The sequence below is a fragment of the Rhizobium sp. BK399 genome, from assembly GCF_014194695.1.
GTDB lineage: Bacteria > Pseudomonadota > Alphaproteobacteria > Rhizobiales > Rhizobiaceae > Rhizobium.
In genome coordinates this window covers 389,228-406,774 of sequence record NZ_JACIAH010000002.1, presented here as the reverse complement: position 1 = coordinate 406,774, position 17,547 = coordinate 389,228, and the positions used below count along the sequence as shown (strand labels likewise).

At 60.4% G+C, this 17,547-nt stretch carries 17 protein-coding genes; 9 read left to right on the top strand and 8 right to left on the bottom strand.

From position 1 onward, the window contains the following. Positions 1-759 (top strand): type I methionyl aminopeptidase, encoded by a 759-nt coding sequence (gene map, locus FHT97_RS08455; RefSeq protein WP_183861276.1) that lies wholly within the window; start codon positions 1-3, stop codon positions 757-759. A gap of 4 nt (positions 760-763) precedes the next feature. Here map and FHT97_RS08450 read toward each other — a convergent pair whose 3' ends face one another. Then, positions 764-1,333 carry a PadR family transcriptional regulator gene (locus tag FHT97_RS08450; RefSeq protein ID WP_183861274.1) on the bottom strand — a complete coding sequence of 190 codons (570 nt, stop codon included), beginning with the start codon at positions 1,331-1,333 and terminating at the stop codon, positions 764-766. A 127-nt stretch (positions 1,334-1,460) separates the two neighbouring features. Between FHT97_RS08450 and FHT97_RS08445 the strand changes: the two genes are divergently transcribed. Together FHT97_RS08445 and sbmA are read left to right on the top strand one after the other, a co-directional pair. Beyond that, a complete protein-coding gene (locus FHT97_RS08445) occupies positions 1,461-2,669 on the top strand; it encodes a YbfB/YjiJ family MFS transporter (RefSeq protein ID WP_183861272.1) in 1,209 nt (402 codons plus the stop codon). 124 nt (positions 2,670-2,793) lie between these two features. After that, complete coding sequence (gene sbmA, locus FHT97_RS08440; protein ID WP_183754076.1) at positions 2,794-4,059, top strand: peptide antibiotic transporter SbmA; 1,266 nt, start codon at positions 2,794-2,796, stop codon at positions 4,057-4,059. 132 nt (positions 4,060-4,191) lie between these two features. Here sbmA and FHT97_RS08435 read toward each other — a convergent pair whose 3' ends face one another. Together FHT97_RS08435 and FHT97_RS08430 are read right to left on the bottom strand one after the other, a co-directional pair. After that, positions 4,192-4,458 (bottom strand): DUF2277 domain-containing protein, encoded by a 267-nt coding sequence (locus tag FHT97_RS08435; RefSeq protein WP_114713413.1) that lies wholly within the window; start codon positions 4,456-4,458, stop codon positions 4,192-4,194. 230 nt (positions 4,459-4,688) lie between these two features. Further along, positions 4,689-5,633: a polysaccharide deacetylase gene (locus FHT97_RS08430; RefSeq protein ID WP_259129502.1), complete on the bottom strand. Its 945-nt coding sequence runs from the start codon at positions 5,631-5,633 to the stop codon at positions 4,689-4,691. Here FHT97_RS08430 and FHT97_RS31535 point away from each other — a divergent pair. The 4 genes from FHT97_RS31535 (at position 5,520) to der (ending at position 8,617) form a co-directional block, all read left to right on the top strand. Next, the gene (locus tag FHT97_RS31535; protein WP_259129503.1) at positions 5,520-5,777 is read left to right on the top strand and encodes a hypothetical protein; all 258 of its coding nucleotides are present in this window, start codon (positions 5,520-5,522) and stop codon (positions 5,775-5,777) included. The two genes, FHT97_RS08430 and FHT97_RS31535, sit on opposite strands and share 114 nt — an antisense overlap. 27 nt (positions 5,778-5,804) lie before the next feature. Beyond that, positions 5,805-6,389 carry an NnrU family protein gene (locus tag FHT97_RS08425; protein ID WP_183861268.1) on the top strand — a complete coding sequence of 195 codons (585 nt, stop codon included), beginning with the start codon at positions 5,805-5,807 and terminating at the stop codon, positions 6,387-6,389. Positions 6,390-6,493: 104 nt separating this feature from the next. After that, positions 6,494-7,177, top strand: a complete 684-nt coding sequence (locus FHT97_RS08420; RefSeq protein WP_183861266.1) for a tetratricopeptide repeat protein — start codon at positions 6,494-6,496, stop codon at positions 7,175-7,177. A 15-nt stretch (positions 7,178-7,192) separates the two neighbouring features. Beyond that, on the top strand, positions 7,193-8,617 hold the full coding sequence (der, locus tag FHT97_RS08415; RefSeq protein WP_183861264.1) for a ribosome biogenesis GTPase Der: 1,425 nt from the start codon (positions 7,193-7,195) through the stop codon (positions 8,615-8,617). Between the two features lie 15 nt (positions 8,618-8,632). Here the strand turns inward: der and FHT97_RS08410 are convergent, their stop codons facing one another. Beyond that, positions 8,633-9,070 (bottom strand): MarR family transcriptional regulator, encoded by a 438-nt coding sequence (locus FHT97_RS08410; RefSeq protein ID WP_183754086.1) that lies wholly within the window; start codon positions 9,068-9,070, stop codon positions 8,633-8,635. Between the two features lie 159 nt (positions 9,071-9,229). Between FHT97_RS08410 and FHT97_RS08405 the strand changes: the two genes are divergently transcribed. Next, on the top strand, positions 9,230-10,243 hold the full coding sequence (locus FHT97_RS08405; protein ID WP_183861262.1) for an alpha/beta hydrolase: 1,014 nt from the start codon (positions 9,230-9,232) through the stop codon (positions 10,241-10,243). Positions 10,244-10,248: 5 nt separating this feature from the next. On the opposite strand, the gene FHT97_RS08400 is transcribed toward FHT97_RS08405, so the two are convergent. Both FHT97_RS08400 and FHT97_RS08395 read right to left on the bottom strand, forming a co-directional pair. Further along, on the bottom strand, positions 10,249-11,415 hold the full coding sequence (locus tag FHT97_RS08400) for a glycosyltransferase family 1 protein (protein WP_183861432.1): 1,167 nt from the start codon (positions 11,413-11,415) through the stop codon (positions 10,249-10,251). A 156-nt stretch (positions 11,416-11,571) separates the two neighbouring features. Continuing rightward, positions 11,572-12,492, bottom strand: a complete 921-nt coding sequence (locus FHT97_RS08395) for a sugar kinase (RefSeq protein ID WP_183861261.1) — start codon at positions 12,490-12,492, stop codon at positions 11,572-11,574. Between the two features lie 454 nt (positions 12,493-12,946). Between FHT97_RS08395 and FHT97_RS08390 the strand changes: the two genes are divergently transcribed. Then, positions 12,947-14,596, top strand: coding sequence for an alpha-glucosidase (locus FHT97_RS08390; RefSeq protein WP_183861430.1), 1,650 nt, complete (start codon positions 12,947-12,949; stop codon positions 14,594-14,596). Between the two features lie 3 nt (positions 14,597-14,599). Here FHT97_RS08390 and ade read toward each other — a convergent pair whose 3' ends face one another. Further along, positions 14,600-16,297: an adenine deaminase gene (gene ade, locus FHT97_RS08385; protein WP_183861259.1), complete on the bottom strand. Its 1,698-nt coding sequence runs from the start codon at positions 16,295-16,297 to the stop codon at positions 14,600-14,602. A gap of 137 nt (positions 16,298-16,434) precedes the next feature. Continuing rightward, positions 16,435-17,538 carry a branched-chain amino acid ABC transporter substrate-binding protein gene (locus FHT97_RS08380; RefSeq protein WP_016554764.1) on the bottom strand — a complete coding sequence of 368 codons (1,104 nt, stop codon included), beginning with the start codon at positions 17,536-17,538 and terminating at the stop codon, positions 16,435-16,437. Between the last annotated feature and the right edge of the window lie 9 nt (positions 17,539-17,547).

The window sequence follows — 17,547 nt, the reverse complement described above, 5'->3', positions numbered from 1 at the left end:
ATGATCATCGAAAGCGAAGACGAACTCCTCAAGCTGAAGGAAATCGGCCGGATCTGCGCCAATGCCTTGCAGGTGATGAGCACTTCGCTCGAACCGGGCATTACGACGCTGGAGCTTGATCAGATCGGCCGCAAGATGCTTGAGGACGCCGGCGCGCGTTCGGCGCCCGAACTTTGCTACCAGTTTCCCGGTGCAACCTGCATCAGCGTCAACGAGGAAATCGCCCACGGCATTCCGGGTCCGCGCGTTATTCGACCGGGAGACTTGGTCAACATCGACGTATCTGCCGAGAAGGACGGGTTCTTTTCCGACACCGGCGCGTCGTTCAGCCTGCTACCACACAAGTCGAAGATCGAAAAGCTCTGCCGTGACGGCAAGAGGGCGCTGTGGGTTGGCCTCAATCAGGTGAAACCGGGCGAACCGCTCGCCAAGATCGGCCAGGCGGTCGGCGCCTTTGCGCTGAAAAATCGCTATACGCTCGTCGCCAATCTGGCGAGCCACGGGATCGGCCGTTCGCTGCACGAAGAGCCGGCTGAGCTCTCGACCTGGCCGGATCCGTCCGAGAAGCGGATGATTACGGAAGGCCTTGTCTTCACGGTCGAGCCGTTCCTCTCGCTTGGCGCGACATGGGCGGAGGGAGGCGACGACGCCTGGACACTCTACGCTGACCCGGAGGCTCCGACCGTGCAATACGAGCACACGGTCGTCGCCACGCGAAATGGTCCACTGATCCTGACGCTGCCGGAGGGCGGCGCCTGAGGCTTCATTCGCCCGAACGTCCGCCGGCAAGAATTTCGCCGGCAGCGCGCTCCAGAATGCCGGCAATGCGTTTGGCCTCGTCCTTCGACCAGGGATAGCGCAGCCGGAGCGCCGATTTGAGCAGCATACGGGCTGCTGCGACCTCGCTCTTGTCTTCCGGGAAGGCGTCATCGTCCCGATCGCCATTGCGGCTTTCCGGGTCGAAGATCTTGCGCACATGCGCCATCTTCGCGCCGATCTTCTCGAGCTTTCCAAGCGTCATGTCGATCATCGACTGGTTTTCTTCGACAAGCCTGCGGCCGCTTTCCGTGATGCGGTAGAGCTTCTTGGTGCCTTCGCTCTCCACGTCGGCAAGGCCGGTTTCTTCCAGGTAGGTCAACGCAGGATAGATCACGCCAGGGCTTGGAACATAAAAGCCGCCCGAACGCTCTTCCAGGAGCTTGATCAGCTCGTAGCCGTGGCGGGGCTGTTCCACCAGCAGCGCCAGGATCACCAGTTGCAGATCGCCTGACGCAAACTTCCTTCCCATGCGAAAACCGCCGCCACCCATCATTCCGCCTCTAAAACCTCTCATAGGTCACTCCTTTGATGTATCGTTCACTATGTCGTAAAACATATATCTTACGATAATTGCTTTCAAGAACTCGGAGATGATTTCGTACGATTGATCGTTCGATCAGAAATTCTTGATTGTCGGCGCCATGCTGCAGCGCGATAAGCATGCCATGTTGGCACGCAATGAAAACCTTCCCGAAAGCCTCTTTCGAACCGGACTGGCAGGGGCGATCGCCATGGCTGCCGCCATGGGTTTCGGCCGTTTTTCCTACACCCCGATCCTGCCGAGCATGATCAGCGGCGTGCCGCTGTCCGCTGCCGATGCCGGCTTCATCGCTTCGGCGAATTTCGTCGGCTATCTCGTCGGCGCGGTTCTCGCCGCCTATGGCTGGGCGACAGGACGCGAGCGCAAGGTCGCGCTTCTTGCGCTTGCGGCAACAGCGTTGCTGCTTGCAGCCATGGCGATGACGACATCGGTCATGGGTTTTGCAGTCATTCGCTTCCTCGCCGGTGTTGCGAGTGCCTTTGCTCTTGTCTTCAGCTCGCAGATCGTGCTCAGCCACGGAGCAATGGCCGGAAACGACCATGTCCAGGCGGCGCATTTCGGCGGTCCGGGCGCCGGCATCGCGCTCTCGTCGGTGATGGTGTTGCTGGTCGGACTGCTGCTTAGCGGAAGCGCAGACGCCTGGCGGGCATCCTGGATCGGCGGCGCGATCTATTCGGCGGTCAGCCTGGTGGCAGTCTGGTGGCTATTGCCGACAGGCCCGGCGGCAGCCGCGCAGACCGGCAAGGAGCCGAAGATCGCCTGGAGCCTGCCGATGATACTCGTGACGGCGTCTTATGGGCTCTTTGGGTTCGGATATGTGATCACCGGCACGTTTCTGGTTACGATCGCCCGCATGGATGCTGCCGGACCGATCATTGAATTTCTTTGCTGGTTCATCGCCGGACTGACTGCTTCGGTCGCGCTTTTCGCCTGGAAGCCCTTCGTCCGCCCGCTCGGGTTGGGGTGGGTCTACGTGGCTGCGCTCCTCATCGAGGCAGTTGGTGTGCTCGCGACCGTTCTCTTGCCGCATTCGGTGGCGCCGCTGATCGGTGGTGCGCTGTTTGGTGCAACTTTCCTCGCGATCACTGCTTATGGCCTGCAGATCGGCCGCAAGTTATCCCCGGCGAGCCCGCGCAGGATCCTTGCGACGATGACAGCCGCATTTGGCGTCGGGCAGATTGTCGGCCCCATTGTGGCAGGCTGGATGGCGGAGCGGACCGGAAGTTTCACGACGCCGACATATGCCGCCGCGGGGGCTTTGCTGGTGTGCGCAATGCTGGTGATACCGGTCGTCAAGAAGCTGTCATAGCGCGTTACAAGTGCGTAACAATGGGGAGAGGCCATTGCCGCTCTTCGCGAACTGCCGTAGTTTTCGCCGCAATTGGTCTGTTTAGAGACTCCGAAGACTCCAGTTCAGGAAAGCAAGCTCTCCCGTGTTCGTATCGTATTTCCCCAAGCCCAGGCTCTTCTTTATCTCAGCTGTTGCTTGGGCGCTTCTTGCCGTTCTCTTTTGGTATTTCGTGGGATCCGGCCTCGGCGCCATCGTTGGCTTGCCGCCGCTGGCGGCGGGCGAGGAATCTCCGATCGGTGTCTCGGTCTTCTGGTCGGCGCCGTTCCTTTGGTTCTACATCTACTACACGGTGGCCGTCGCGCTCTTTGCCGCTTTCTGGTTTACCTACAGCCCGCATCGCTGGCAGATGTGGTCGGTGCTGGGTTCGGCGCTGATCATCTTCAACACGTATTTTTCGGTTCAGGTCAGCGTCGCGATCAACGCATGGTACGGGCCGTTCTATGACCTGATCCAGCAGGCGCTCGCGAAGACGGCACCTGTCACCGCGTCGCAGCTCTATCTCGGCATGCTTGGCTTTGCCGGCATTGCCTTCGTGGCGATCACCGTTGGCGTGCTCAATCTGTTCTTTGTCAGCCACTGGATCTTCCGCTGGCGCACGGCGATGAACGAATACTACATGGCGCATTGGCCGAAGCTCCGGCACATCGAAGGCGCTTCGCAGCGCGTTCAGGAAGACACGATGCGCTTCTCCTCAACGGTGGAAAGCCTTGGCGTCAGCCTGGTCAGCTCGGTCATGACGCTGATTGCCTTCCTGCCGGTGCTGTTCAAGATTGGCACCAACATCACGGAACTGCCGCTGATCGGCGAAGTGCCGCACGCGCTGGTCTGGGCCGCACTGTTCTGGTCGATCTTCGGGACGGTTTTCCTTGGTCTGGTCGGTATCAAGCTGCCTGGCCTGGAGTTCCGAAATCAGCGCGTGGAAGCGTCCTACCGCAAGGAGCTTGTCTACGGCGAAGACCATGCTGACCGCGCGACGCCGCCGACCGTGGCTGAGCTTTTCGCCAACGTGCGCCGCAACTATTTCCGGCTCTATTTCCACTACATGTATTTCAACGTCGCCCGCATTTTCTACCTGCAGGCCGACAATCTGTTCAGCCTGATCGTGCTGGTGCCATCGATCGTCGCCGGCAAGCTGACGCTCGGCCTGATGACGCAGATCAACAATGTCTTTGATCAGGTTCGCGGATCCTTCCAGTATCTGGTCAATTCGTGGACGACGATCGTCGAACTGTTGTCGATCTACAAGCGCTTGCGCACGTTCGAGTCGGCGATCGAAGGCGAGCCGTTGCCTGATATCGACCAGCGCTATCTGGAGCGCGAAGCGGGCATCATCCACGCCGACGGCTAGTGCCGCCGGCTGGAGAAGCCGACCCTTGGTCATCGCCATGTTCTGGCGATGACTTTCACGGCGACTTTGAGCGGCGGATAGTCACTTGCCCGACGGGTCGAAATGAGACCTTCTGCGTGCGATGGGTTTGGCCTACGCGAACCGCATCGCTGTTCTGGCCCGGGCTTTTGCGGCGACTTCCTCGCGATCACGAGGAGGTTGGGACGTTTCCAGTGAATTGAGCAGTTCTTGGGCGCATTTCGTGATCGAATTGACTGCGCGCTCGAACGCGGCCTCGTTGCGTTTCGATGGCTTGGTCGTTCCGCTCAATTTCCGCACAAACTGAAGCGCCGCATCATGGATCTCTTCATCTGTAGCAGGCGGATCGAAATTGAACAGGGGTTTGATGTTTCGGCACATGATCTGCTCCTGGTCTGCTTCTCGCTGCCACTGAGAAGAGTGGCGTCGCTAAAAAGTAGTCGCGCCGGCGCTAATTGCAAACGCACCAGAGACGAGCAACCGTGCACCGCAGGGCAGCAGGAGCAGGTCGCACTTCGATACTGGTGGATACGACCCAGCGAAAACACAGCGCGTTCAATTGGCGCGATGTTGCCCACCCTGGGCAAAGGCTAGCGAACGGCAACGCTCGCCTAAAGACCCGAGGTTTGCGTCTGCTCCTGCAGCTTGCCGCGCGCCTCGATGATCGGGATCGCCTCGGAATAGCTGACACAGGAGACGTCCGGACGGTGGCAGACATCGCTGACAAGTCGGTCGAGCGCGCGCCAGTAGGCGCCGCCGTTCATCTCGACGAAATGGAAACCGAGCTGCAGCGGAATGCGGTTGCCGGTGTATTGTTTGTCGAAGGCTTCCTTGAAGGCGGCGTAGGAGCGGTCTTCGAATGCCTTCGAGTCGGCCTTGTCCTCGGTGCCGTTGGAGTGGCGGACGAAGAGGTTGTAGTCCATGCCGATGATCGGCTTCTCGCGGGGGCCCTCAGGAATGAGAGGTAGGCCGAAGCGGACGATGCCGGCTTCCTCGACCGGCATGGCGGGACCCTTGGTCACGAGGCTTGCGTCGTAGGTGAAGCCGGCCTTCTTCTCCGCAGCGATCATGTCGGCGCCCGGCGTTGCCGAGAGGTAAGGGGCGCGGAAGCCGTGGATGCCATGATTGACCAGATCCTGCCAGCCTTTCGGCTCTTCGAGGTCAACGCTTTTCCAGGCGTTCCGCAGCGTGGCGTGGAAAGTTGCGAACTCCCTACGCCAGTCGACTTCACTCCACTGCCGCCCGTCGAAATGGCCACAGGCATGGCTCGAAATATCGTGGCCCTCGAGATGGGCATGCCAGATATTGCCCAGCCGTTCGCGGATCTCGTCATCGCTCTGGGCAAAGCCGACGTTGGATTTGCCCATTTTCTGATGCGGCGCCTGATAGGCTTTCTTAGCGGCCTGGTTCATCAGGAAGGTGCAGGAGAGGAAATAGGTGAAATGCGCACCGTTCTTTGCCGCCATTTCACGGCTCTTCTGCCAGAGCGCGTTATCGTGCGCACCGTCAAACGAGATGATCACCAGCTGCTTTGGCTGATCGCCGGCACTCGCCACGCTTGGGACAAACAAGGAAAGAGCGAGGGAGGCTTTGAAAAACGAACGAAACATGGGCACCGCGACAATTTGTTTGCGGCTTTCCTGTTACAGAAATGCGGCGAAGCTGCGGTGGCGCTGGCGTTTTTCTGTCAGCCCAGCTAAGTCTCGGAAAACGCACAGGAGATCGTCATGGCATTGCTCATCGTCGGCATCATTATTTTCCTCGGGCTTCATCTTATCCGTGTGATCGCCCCCGGCCTTCGTCAGTCCATGATCGACAGGCTCGGCGAGAACGGTTGGAAGGGCGTCTATTCAGTCCTCAGTATCCTATCGCTCATCCTGTTGATCTACGGCTTCGGTCAGGCCCGTCAGGTGACCGGCGTGCTCTACACCCCACCGGTCTGGATGGCGCATATCGCCGTTACGCTGATGCTGATCGCCCTTATCTGTCTAGTCGCCTCGCTGCTGCCGGCGGGGCGTATCGCGGTGAAGACGAAGCATCCGATGGTCCTGTCGGTGAAGATCTGGGCCTTCGCGCATCTCCTGGCCAACGGCGAGACCTCATCAGTGTTGCTGTTTGCGGCCTTTCTTGCATGGGGCGTCATCCTGCGCATTGCGCTGAAAAGGCGCGAACGTGCTGGCGAACTCACCCTTCGTCCCTTCGTCTCGGGTAAGTATGATCTATATGCCGTCGTCATCGGTGTGGTTGTCTGGGCGCTCATCACGTTCAAGCTGCACGAGCTGTTGATCGGTGTGGCCCCGATCGCTATGTGACGAATCTTTTCAATCCCCCTTACAACTGCTGAAAAATGGGGTAGAAGGCCCCACAATGTGCGTGCAACCCGCATGCCGAAGCATATCCGCGGCCGGAGACGAGAATGGCATTCAACGACGACAGCTTCATTCGTGAAGTCAATGAGGAACTGCGTTCCGACCAGGTGAAGGGCGCATGGCGCCGGTTTGGTCGTTACCTGATTGCGCTCGCCGTCCTGATCGTGCTCGGTACCATCGGCTACAAGGTCTACGAATACTGGGACGATAACCAGTCCTCCGGCACGGGTGACAAGTTCATCGCCGCGATGAAGCTTGCCGACGAGAACAAGAACGACGAGGCGCTGGCCGCGCTCGAGACGTTGGAAAAGGAAGGACATGGTGCCTATCCGATCCTTGCCCGCCTGCGTGCCGCAAGCGTTCTGGCCCAGAAGGGCGACACGGCTGGCGCCGTTGCTGCCTTCGATTTGATCGGCAAGGACAACGCTGCTCCGGCAGCCGTACGCGATGCCGCCAAGATGCGCGCCGGATGGCTGCTGATTGAAAGCGGCACCTACGACCAGGTTTCCGCCCATGTCGAGGAAATGGCTGTTCCCGGTAATGCCTTCCGTCACTCCTCCCGCGAAGCGCTCGGCCTTGCCGCCTACAAGGCTGGCAACATGGCGCAGGCTCGCCAATGGTACCAGGCAATTGCCGACGATGCGCAGAGCCCGCGCAATGTTGCCAATCGTGCCCAGATGATGCTTGATAACATCACCGCATCCGGCAAGGCGCCCGCCGCACAGGGCTGAATGTAAGGAATTTCAATGAGCTTCACGGTCGCCATTGTCGGTCGCCCGAATGTCGGCAAGTCGACGCTTTTCAACCGGTTGGTTGGAAAGAAGCTGGCGCTTGTCGATGACACGCCGGGCGTTACCCGCGACCGCCGCCCGGGCGAAGCACGGCTCGTCGACCTGCGTTTCACCATCGTTGATACGGCTGGTCTTGAGGAGGCCCATGAAGAGAGCCTGCAGGGCCGCATGCGCGCCCAGACAGAGGCGGCGATCGACGAGGCTGACCTTTCTTTGTTCGTAGTCGATGCCAAGACCGGGCTGACGCCCGTCGACACGGCGCTCGCCGAAATGTTGCGCCGCCGTGGCAAGCCCGTGGTTCTCGTGGCCAACAAGTCGGAAGCCCGTGGCTCGGACGCCGGGTTTTACGACGCCTATTCGCTCGGTCTTGGTGAACCGACTCCGATCTCGGCCGAACACGGGCAGGGCATGCTCGACCTTAGGGATGCGATCGTTGCCGCCCTTGGTGAAGACCGCGCATTTCCGCCTAAGGAAGATGTCGCCGTCACCGACGTCGATATCCCTCAGCCGATCGATGAGGAAGGCGAGGAAGAGGAAGAACCGGTATATGACGACACGAAGCCGCTGCGCGTGGCGATCGTCGGTCGCCCGAACGCCGGTAAGTCGACGCTGATCAATCGCTTCCTCGGTGAAGACCGACTGCTGACGGGGCCGGAAGCCGGCATCACGCGCGATTCCATCTCCGTTGAATGGGACTGGCGCGGCCGCACCATCAAGATGTTCGATACGGCAGGCATGCGCCGCAAGGCGAAGGTGATCGAGAAGCTCGAAAAGCTCTCGGTGGCCGATACGCTACGTGCCATCCGTTTTGCTGAGCTCGTCGTCATCGTCTTCGATGCGACGATCCCGTTCGAGAAGCAGGATCTGCACATCGTCGATCTCGTGCTCCGTGAGGGCCGTGCTGCCGTGCTCGCCTTCAACAAGTGGGACATGATCGAGGAGCCGCAGGCTGTTCTCGCGGACCTGCGCGAGAAGACCGACCGCTTGCTGCCGCAGGCGCGCGGGATTCGTGCCGTGCCGATCTCCGGCCAGACCGGCCGTGGTCTCGACAAGCTGATGCAGTCTATCATCGATACGGATAAGGTCTGGAACAAGCGCATCTCGACTGCCCGCCTCAATCGCTGGCTGGAGCAGCAGCAGGTTCAGCATCCGCCACCAGCAGTCTCCGGTCGCCGCATCAAGCTCAAGTATATGACGCAGGTGAAGGCCCGTCCGCCGGCGTTCATGATCTCCTGCACACGCTCCGACGCGCTGCCGGAATCGTACACCCGCTATTTGATCAACGGTCTGCGCAACGATTTCGACATGCCGAGCGTGCCGATCCGGATTCACTATCGTTCTCCGGACAATCCGTATGAGTCGAAGAAAAAGCGGTCCTGATAGGTCCGCTGCTCCTTATTTTGAGTGACGCGTCAGCGTGTCGCGCAATACGATCACGTCTGCCGCCAACCGTTTCAAGTCAGCAAATTCTCGGCCCGATGCATCGAGGATGCAGCCGGGAATGGATGCTGCGCGTCTTTTGAGTTCGCGACCCTCCTTCGTCAACCGGATGATGACTACACGCTCGTCGTCCTTGCCGCGCTCGCGTTTGACGTAGCCGGCCGTTTCCAAACGCTTCAGGAGAGGGGTGAGGGTGCTCGATTCAAGGTGAAGCTTCTCGCTGATGTCGCCGACTGTCTGGTTGTCTTCTTTCCATAGGGTGACCATTGCCAGGTACTGCGGGTATGTGAGGTCCAGCGCATCAAGCAGTGGCTTGTAGACCCGATTCATCGCGTGATTTGCGGTGTAGAGGGCGAAGCACATAAAATCATCTAGGTTCAGATCGTCGCTCATATCCAATTCTCCGAAAGCGCGACAACATATATCGCGCAATAAACAATCGCAACCAATCTTTCTGCATGAGAGCTATGCCTGTTTATATCGTGCGATATATAATAGTGCAATATATAGATGATGCGCCAACGACGAATAGCAACCGAAAAGGACAGGACAATGTCGACCGCAAAGACCGCACTCTCCGCAGCAGCCATCCTCGCAGCAACCACTTTGGGTGCCGCTGCCGATCCGGTATTGGAAGTGACAACCCAGAAGTTCATCGATGCGCTCGCTGGCTCCAAGCCAATCTATGCACTGTCTCCTTCCGACGCCCGCAATGTCCTTGCCGGGGCGCAGAAGGGTGACGCCAAGAAGCTTGCCGCCAAGGAAGAGAACCTGACGATCAAGGCTGGACCGACCGGCAGCATCAAGCTGCGTGTCGTTCGTCCAGAAGGCGTGAAGGGCAAGCTTCCTGTCGTCATGTATTTCCACGGCGGCGGCTGGGTGCTTGGCGATGCCGATACGCATGACCGTCTCGTTCGCGAGATCGCCAATGGCGCCAAGGCCACTGTTGTCTTTGTCGACTATGAGCGCTCGCCGGAGGCTCGCTATCCGATCGCGATCGAGCAGGCCTACGCCGCAACGAAATACGTCACTGAACACCAGAAGGAATTCAATGTCGACGCCACCCGCCTGGCGGTGGCCGGCGACAGCGTCGGCGGCAACATGACCGCGGCGGTCACGCTGCTTGCCAAGGAGCGCGGCGGTCCTGCAATCGCTCAGCAGGTCATGTTCTATCCCGTGACCGACGCCAACTTCGAGACCGGCTCCTACAATCAGTTCGCCAACGGTCCTTGGCTAACGAAGGAAGCGATGAAGTGGTTCTGGAATGCGTATCTCCCCGATGAAGCCAAGCGCAGGGAGCCGACTGCTTCCCCGCTCCAGGCTTCACTCGATCAGCTGAACGGGTTGCCTCCGGCATTGATCATCACCGACGAGAATGACGTGCTGCGAGACGAAGGCGAGGCCTATGGCCGCAAATTAAGTCAGGCGGGCGTGAAGGTGACCTCGATCCGCTACAACGGCACGATCCACGACTTCGTGCTTCTGAACGCCATTGCCGAGACGCCCGCTGTGCGCAGCGCAATCTCCGTTGCCAGCCAGACGCTCCGCGACGCGCTCAGCAAATAACCGGTTCAGGTTCCTGACGAGACGGGCCCGGCGGCATCACCGGGCTTTTTCGTTCTTGGCAGCGACTTGGCAGCAAATTGCCAGGCTTTCTTCCACTTCGGCGTAATGACGCCGTTGGCGGCGCGGATGTTGTTGATGAACTGTGTCGTCGCCGCTTCCCAGGAATATTGAAGCGCGAGTTCGCGTGCCTTCTCGCGCGACGCTGAAAACGCCGTTAGGCAGGCCGTTTTCAGGTCGTCGTCGAGTGCTCCGACGTCGTTGTCGTCTGCGATGATGTCGAGGGGGCCGGTGACAGGGTAGGCGGCGACGGGAACGCCTGACGCGAGGGCCTCGAGGATCGTATTTCCGAACGTATCCGTCAGCGAGGGGAAGACGAAGACATCCGCCTGGGCGTAGGCCTTCGCCAGTTCCTCGCCGACCTTCAGGCCGGCGAAGTGGACATCTGGATAGCGCTTCTCGAGCTCGGCACGAGCCGGCCCGTCACCGACGACGACCTTCGATCCCGGTAGGTCGAGATCCAGGAAGGCCGGCAAGTTCTTTTCCAGGGCAACGCGGCCGACTGTCATGAAGATCGGGCGGGCAAGGCCGAACGGCGCGTCGTCCAGGGGCATGGGGCGGAAATGATCGGCATCGATGCCGCGGCTCCACGGCATGAGGTTTCGAATGCCCTTGTCGGAGAGTTCGCGCGCGAGGCTTGGGGTCGCGACCATGCAACCGGCGCCGGAATTGTGGAACCAACGGACGAACGCATAAAGCCAGCTCTTCGGTATGGGCAAACGGGCCGAAACATATTCCGGAAAGCGGGTGTGGTAACTGGTCGAAAAGGGCATGCGGTTCTTCAGGCACCAGCGCCGCGCCGTCAGCCCCAAAGGACCCTCCGTTGCGATATGAACGTAGGAGGGCATGTGTTTTCTGATCTCGCGCGCGACGCGGCGGTAGCTGGCGATGGAAAGACGAATTTCGGGGTAGGTGGGGCAGGGCACACTGTGAAAGCCCTGCGGCGTCACCATTGCCACGTCAATGCCCATTTTCGCCAGTTCGCGGTTGGTGTTCTCGATCGAACGGACGACGCCGTTGACCTGCGGATGCCAGGCATCGCTGACAATGACCAGCCGTTCCGCCACCCCCGGCCGAGATGCGTTCCGGCCTTCGTTGCCCCCAACATCCGACATATGCTGCAGCACGCCCCAATTCCATCCAAGCCGCGCCCGCGGGGGCGCCGGCCAAACTCCCGGCAGACCCGGGGACTCGATTCCCGCGCTTCACATTCTGGCGACCGTCGATGATGGAAATATTACAGTTGCGCTACACCGATCGTCCGGTGTTGCTCAGGCGTGGTTGATACCAAGTTTTTCCCAGGCAACGAGGGCTCCATGTTCGCTGACGACGCGTGCGGCAACCTTTGCAGCAAATGCGGCGGCGGCGGGCGCGTCCTTGGTCTCGAGGTAGCGGGCGAGAAATGCGCCGTTGAAGCTGTCGCCGGCGCTGGTCGTGTCGACGACCTGCTCGACCTTCTCAGCCGGGACGAATCTCTCCACGCCGTCGAAGCTCAACGTTGCTCCTTCTGCGCCGTTCTTGACCACCACGTCCGTCGCGCCGAGGGTGCGATAGCGCTGGATCGTTGCTGCAATCGAAACGTCGCCGAAGTGCGTTGCCTCGTCATCAAAACTCGGCAGCACCAGGGAAGAGGCACGCGCACCTTCGCTAATCGTCGCATGCATCACGTCATAGCCCGACCAGAGCCGCGGGCGGATATTGGGATCGAAGGCCACGATCTTGCCGGCGGCCTTGGCGCGGCGGACTTCGGCGAGCAGGGTGTCGGCGTCGTTGCGAGACAGGATCGCAAGTGTGATGCCGGAGAAGTAGACAACGTCGCTGGCCTCGATCGCCTCGCGAAGGAGTTCCGCGTCGGCTGCGAGCTGGCGGGCGGCGGAGTTGTCGCGCCAGTAACTAAAGGAGCGCTCGCCATCCTTGAGGCTGATCATGTAGAGACCCGGCGCCTTGCCCTTGATGCGCCTGATAAATTCCGTGCCGATGCCAGCCTGCTTGTAGAAGGCGATCATCTCATCGGACATGGCTTCGTCGCCGAGCGCGGTAAAATACTCGACCGACCAATCCGCCGGCAGGCAGGCGCGGGCGTACCAGGCTGTATTCAGCGTGTCGCCGGCAAAGCCCTTGCGCAGCAAGCCGGCGCCTGCATGCGAAAGCTCTACCATGCATTCACCGATCGATAGAAAACGCCCGCTCACAGAAAGCCTCCCTGAATTTTCCCGCTTTCGCTGATACGCGTAGAGGCTGTTCCTGACAAGCCACGAGCGGCATGTGGCTGCGACTCTAGGCCGGATTGTTGACCCTATCTGCAGCGCGCATAGTGGCACTCGCGCAGTTACGGGGACACACGCTTGCAGACGATCTCAGGCCCTCTGATTGGTATTTCGCTGGTTGCGGCGCTATCGCTTTCAACCGGTCTCGCTTCCGCACACGGAGGCGGAGGCAAGCGAAAGTGGGATTGTCAGACACTCGCCTTGCAGGAACGAAACACGGTGGGCGGTAAGCTGCCTAGCAAGGACATCAAGCACCGCGAAAAGCTAAAGCGCAAAATGCAGAAGCTGGGATGTTCGACTGATTTCGGCTGAAGGTTGTTTTTTGTCCCGCCCGCTTTAGTGTTGGCATCATCGAATGAAGGTAGGAGATAGACGGCTGATGTCGGTTGCGGGCAAAACAGCGGACTGGTGGCGAGGTGCGGTTATCTATCAGGTCTATCCACGATCCTTTCAGGATACGAACGGAGATGGCCTCGGAGACCTGAAGGGCATTACCCGGAGATTGCCCCATATCGCCAGCCTCGGCGTAGACGCCATCTGGCTGTCGCCATTCTTCAAGTCACCGATGGCCGATATGGGCTATGACGTTTCCGACTATTGCGATGTCGATCCGATCTTCGGAACGCTCGATGATTTCGACGAGATGATGGCGGCGGCTCACCGGCTCGGCATCAAGATCATCATCGACCAAGTGATATCGCACACGTCCGATGTTCATCCCTGGTTCGTCGAAAGCCGCTCAAGCCGAAGCAATCCCAAGGCCGACTGGTATGTCTGGGCAGATCCGAAGCCAGATGGCACGGCACCCAACAACTGGCTCTCGATCTTCGGCGGGCCTGGATGGGAATGGGATGGCGTACGCCGGCAATATTACCAGCACAACTTCCTGACCTCGCAGCCGGATCTGAACTTCCACAATCCACAGGTTCAGGATGCCGTGCTCGCCACCGTGAAGTTCTGGCTCGACCGTGGCGTCGATGGCTTCCGCCTTGATACAGTGAACTACTACTTCTGCGATAAGCTTCTTCGCGACAATCCCCCGCATGCGCCCGACGAGAGCGATGCCGGTCTCGATGCGCCCGATACGAACCCTTACGGCATGCAGAACCACCTCTATGACAAGACGCAGCCGGAAAACATCGGCTTCCTCCAGCGCTTCCGGGCCTTGCTCGACCACTACGAAGCGCGCGCGACGGTAGGCGAGGTCGGCGACGGAGCACGCTCGTTGAAGACGGTGGCTGCCTATACCGCCGGCGGCGACAAGCTGAACATGTGCTACACCTTCGACCTGCTCGGACCGGAGTTTACCGCTACCCATATCCGCAGTTGCGTCGATGCCTTCCAGAAGTCGGTTGCCAATGGCTGGGTCTGCTGGGCCTTCTCGAACCATGACGTCAACCGTCATGTGAGCCGCTTCGCAAAGACCCCGGAGGAGCGGCCAGTCGTTGCCAAGCTCGCCATGTCGGTGCTGGCGACGCTGCGCGGCTCGATCTGCCTCTATCAGGGGGAAGAACTCGGCCTGCCGGAGGCCGAGTTGGCCTTCGAGGATCTGCGTGACCCCTACGGCATCCGTTTCTGGCCGGCCTTCAAGGGACGCGACGGATGCCGCACGCCGATGCCCTGGGAGGCTGCGAAGGCGCATGCCGGCTTTACCATGGCCGAAAAATCCTGGTTGCCTGTTCCTTACGAGCAGGCAGCGCTTTCCGTCGACACGCAGGAGAGCGATCCGCATTCCGTTCTGAACCACTACCGGCAGACGCTCGAATTCCGGAAAGGCCATCCGGCATTGCTTGACGGCGCGATGGAGTTCATCGGGACCAATCAGGACCTGCTCGCCTTCACGCGCACCAAGGGAAGCGAGACGCTGCTCTTTGTCTTCAACCTGACGCGCAAGCCAGCACAGTTCATTCCGCCGGCGGGAATGGTGATAGGAGAACGGTTGGCTATGCCGGGCTTTGCGGCGGGAGCGGCAACCGGCCCAATCAAGCTTGTCGCGCTCGACGCGTTCTGTGCGCGGGTGGCTGGCTAGACGTCAGCCGATCAGCGCAAACTTGTCGACATCGACCATTCCCCGATCCGAGATCTTCAGGTGCGGAATGACCGGGAGCGGCAGGAAGGCCACCTGCAGGAAGGGTTCCTCAAGCGTCGTGCCGAGCGCGTAGGCGGCCTTGCGTAGATGGTGGAGCGTGTCGCGCACCGTCTCGTAGGGCTCGAGGCTCATCAGGCCGGCAATGGGCAGGGCGATCTCGCCGGTGACCTTGCCATCCTCCACAACCACGAAGCCGCCGTTGATTTCGCCGAGGCGATTGGCGGCGAGCGCCATGTCGTCCTCGCTGACGCCAACGACGCAGATGTTGTGGCTGTCATGGCCGACGGTGGAGGCAATCGCACCCTTCTTCAGGCCGAAGCCCTGGACGAAGCCATTGGCATGGTTGCCGTTCTTGCCGTGCCTTTCGATCACAGCGACCTTGATGATGTCGTTGCCGAGATCGACGGCGGTCTGGTTGCCTTTCACCGGTAGCCGGTAGCGGCGGTGTTCGGTAATGATCTTGCCGGGAGTGACACCGATGACAGGCGTTTCGCCATCGGCCACAGGAACGCCGAAGTGGGCGGCGTTCACGGGCCGGGCCTTGACGCTGTCGAGGCCGACCGGCTCCACCGGCTTGCGTGTGGCGAAAAGTTCCGTGGTCACCTGGCGGCCGGCAGCAAAGACCAGATCCGCGCGGCAGTTTTCGAGGCTGTCGATGACCACGAGGTCCGCGCGCCAGCCTGGGGCGACGAGACCGCGGTCCCTCAAGCCGAAGGCCCGGGCAGCCGAGATCGAGGCGGCGCGGTAGACGGCAAGCGGCTCCACCCCGCTCTTGATCGCGGTACGGATCATGTAGTCGAGATGCCCTTGCTCGGCGATGTCGAGCGGGTTGCGATCATCGGTGCAAAGGGCGATGTAGGGCGACAGGCGCTCGGTGATGATGGGCATCAGGGCTGCGAGATCTTTCGAAACAGAGCCCTCGCGCACGAGGATGTGCATGCCCTTGCGGATCTTTTCCAGCGCTTCGGCAGCACTCGTGCATTCGTGCTCGGTGCGGATGCCGGCGGCGAGATAGCCGTTGAGGTCGTTGCCCGAGAGCAGAGGGGCGTGGCCGTCAATGTGCTCGCCCTGGAAGGCGTCGAGCTTCGCCATGCAGATCGGATCCTTGTGGATCACGCCGGGGAAATTCATGAACTCGGCAAGGCCGATTACCTTCGGATGATGGCGGAAGGGAAGGAGGCGCTCGATCGGAAGGTCGGCGCCCGATGTCTCCAGATGCGTCGCAGGCACGCAGGAGGAGAGCTGGACACGGATGTCCATGATCGTTTCGAGGGACGAATCGAGGAAATACTGAATGCCTTCGGTGCCGAGAACATTTGCGATCTCGTGCGGGTCGCAGATGACTGTCGTTACGCCATAGGGCAGGACGCAGCGGTCGAATTCGTGTGGCGTCACCAGCGACGACTCGATGTGGAGATGCGTATCGATGAAGCCCGGCACCACGATCTTGCCCGAGATATCGATCTCGGTTTCGCCGTCGTAGCTGCCGCACGTGCCGACGATAAGATCCTGTGCGATCGCGACATCGGATGCCACCAGTTCGCCGGTCACAAGGTCGAAGAAACGGCCGCCTTTCAGAACGATGTCGGCGGGCAGGCGGCCCGTTCCCTGGTCGATGAGGCGTTCAAGCTTGGCAGTCATGGCATCCTCGTGCTGGCGTTTCACCAGTTATAGCCCATGTGTCCGACAAAGCGAGATCGGCTTTGTCGGCCGGTCCACAAACGAAAACCGGGTGCCCCAGAGGGACGCCCGGCGATCGAAATCGGGAGATCGAAGGCTTATTCGGCCGGAACGATCTTGCCGGCTTCCCACTTGTAGAGCGCGAAGCTTTGCGAGGTCAGGTCGCCGGTTTCGCCGTAGGTCAGCTTGCCGATTGCCGTCGGGATCGCTTCGCCGCCCTTCAGCGCCTTGGCGACTGCTTCCGAATCTTCAGCGCTACCGGCCTTCTCGATACCCGCCTTCAGGACTTCGACTGCGGCGTAGGCGTTGAGCGTGAAGGCCTCGGCCGGGATGCCCTTGGCCTTAAGTGCGTCCGCAGCTGCCTGCGAGTCCGGGCTCTTCGTTGCGTCCATGGCATTGGTGAAGATCGTGCCACCGGCTGCGTCGGTGCCGATGTTCCAGAACTCGCTGTTCGATAGGCCGTCGCCGCCGATGATGACGGCCTTGACGGAGAGGTCATGCAGCTGACGGGCCAGCAGGCCGCCTTCCGGGTGATAGCCGCCGAAATAGACAACATCGACGTTCTCGGCCTTCAGACGGGTCGTGAGCGCGCTGAAGTCCTTGTCGCCGGGGCTCAGGGAGTCGTCGAGCACTTCCTTGATACCACCGGCGTTCAGGGTTGCCTTGAACGAGTCGGCCAGACCCTTGCCGTAAGCGCCCTTGTCGTTGATGATCGCGACGCGCTTGTCCTTGAAATTCTTCAGAACGTAGTTGGCGGCGACCTCAGCCTGCTGGTCGTCGCGACCGCAGGTGCGCAGAACGTTGGCGAGACCACGCTTGGTGAGATCGGGAGCCGTTGCCGTCGGGGTCACCATCAGCACGCCGTTTTCGGCGAGAACGTCAGAAGCCGGGATGGCGACGCCCGAGGTGACCGGGCCAACGACGAAGCGGATGCCGTCGCCGACGAGCTGGTTTGCGGCGGAAACGCCCTGCTTCGGTTCGCCGGCATCGTCGGCGTATTTGAGGATGACTTTTTCGCCGAGGATGCCGCCCTTCTTGTTGATCTCGTCAACAGCAGCCTGTGCGCCATTCTTCACCTGGTCGCCATAGGCGGCAACCGGACCGGTCAGCGGCGCGATGAGGCCAATGGTGATATCTGCATGGGCGAGCGGCGCAAAGGCAAGCGAGGCGACAAGGGCCGCCGACAAAGTCTTCAGACTCATTTTCTTTCT

Bases quoted from the DNA above. Each gene is read 5' to 3' on its own strand.
- map (WP_183861276.1), top strand. From the start codon at position 1: ATGATCATCGAAAGCGAAGACGAACTCCTCAAGCTGAAGGAAATCGGC.
- FHT97_RS08450 (WP_183861274.1), bottom strand. From the start codon at position 1,333: ATGAGAGGTTTTAGAGGCGGAATGATGGGTGGCGGCGGTTTTCGCATG.
- FHT97_RS08445 (WP_183861272.1), top strand. From the start codon at position 1,461: ATGCTGCAGCGCGATAAGCATGCCATGTTGGCACGCAATGAAAACCTT.
- FHT97_RS08435 (WP_114713413.1), bottom strand. From the start codon at position 4,458: ATGTGCCGAAACATCAAACCCCTGTTCAATTTCGATCCGCCTGCTACA.
- FHT97_RS31535 (WP_259129503.1), top strand. From the start codon at position 5,520: ATGCGCACCGTTCTTTGCCGCCATTTCACGGCTCTTCTGCCAGAGCGC.
- FHT97_RS08425 (WP_183861268.1), top strand. From the start codon at position 5,805: ATGGCATTGCTCATCGTCGGCATCATTATTTTCCTCGGGCTTCATCTT.
- FHT97_RS08420 (WP_183861266.1), top strand. From the start codon at position 6,494: ATGGCATTCAACGACGACAGCTTCATTCGTGAAGTCAATGAGGAACTG.
- der (WP_183861264.1), top strand. From the start codon at position 7,193: ATGAGCTTCACGGTCGCCATTGTCGGTCGCCCGAATGTCGGCAAGTCG.
- FHT97_RS08410 (WP_183754086.1), bottom strand. From the start codon at position 9,070: ATGAGCGACGATCTGAACCTAGATGATTTTATGTGCTTCGCCCTCTAC.
- FHT97_RS08405 (WP_183861262.1), top strand. From the start codon at position 9,230: ATGTCGACCGCAAAGACCGCACTCTCCGCAGCAGCCATCCTCGCAGCA.
- FHT97_RS08400 (WP_183861432.1), bottom strand. From the start codon at position 11,415: ATGTCGGATGTTGGGGGCAACGAAGGCCGGAACGCATCTCGGCCGGGG.
- FHT97_RS08390 (WP_183861430.1), top strand. From the start codon at position 12,947: ATGTCGGTTGCGGGCAAAACAGCGGACTGGTGGCGAGGTGCGGTTATC.
- ade (WP_183861259.1), bottom strand. From the start codon at position 16,297: ATGACTGCCAAGCTTGAACGCCTCATCGACCAGGGAACGGGCCGCCTG.
- FHT97_RS08380 (WP_016554764.1), bottom strand. From the start codon at position 17,538: ATGAGTCTGAAGACTTTGTCGGCGGCCCTTGTCGCCTCGCTTGCCTTT.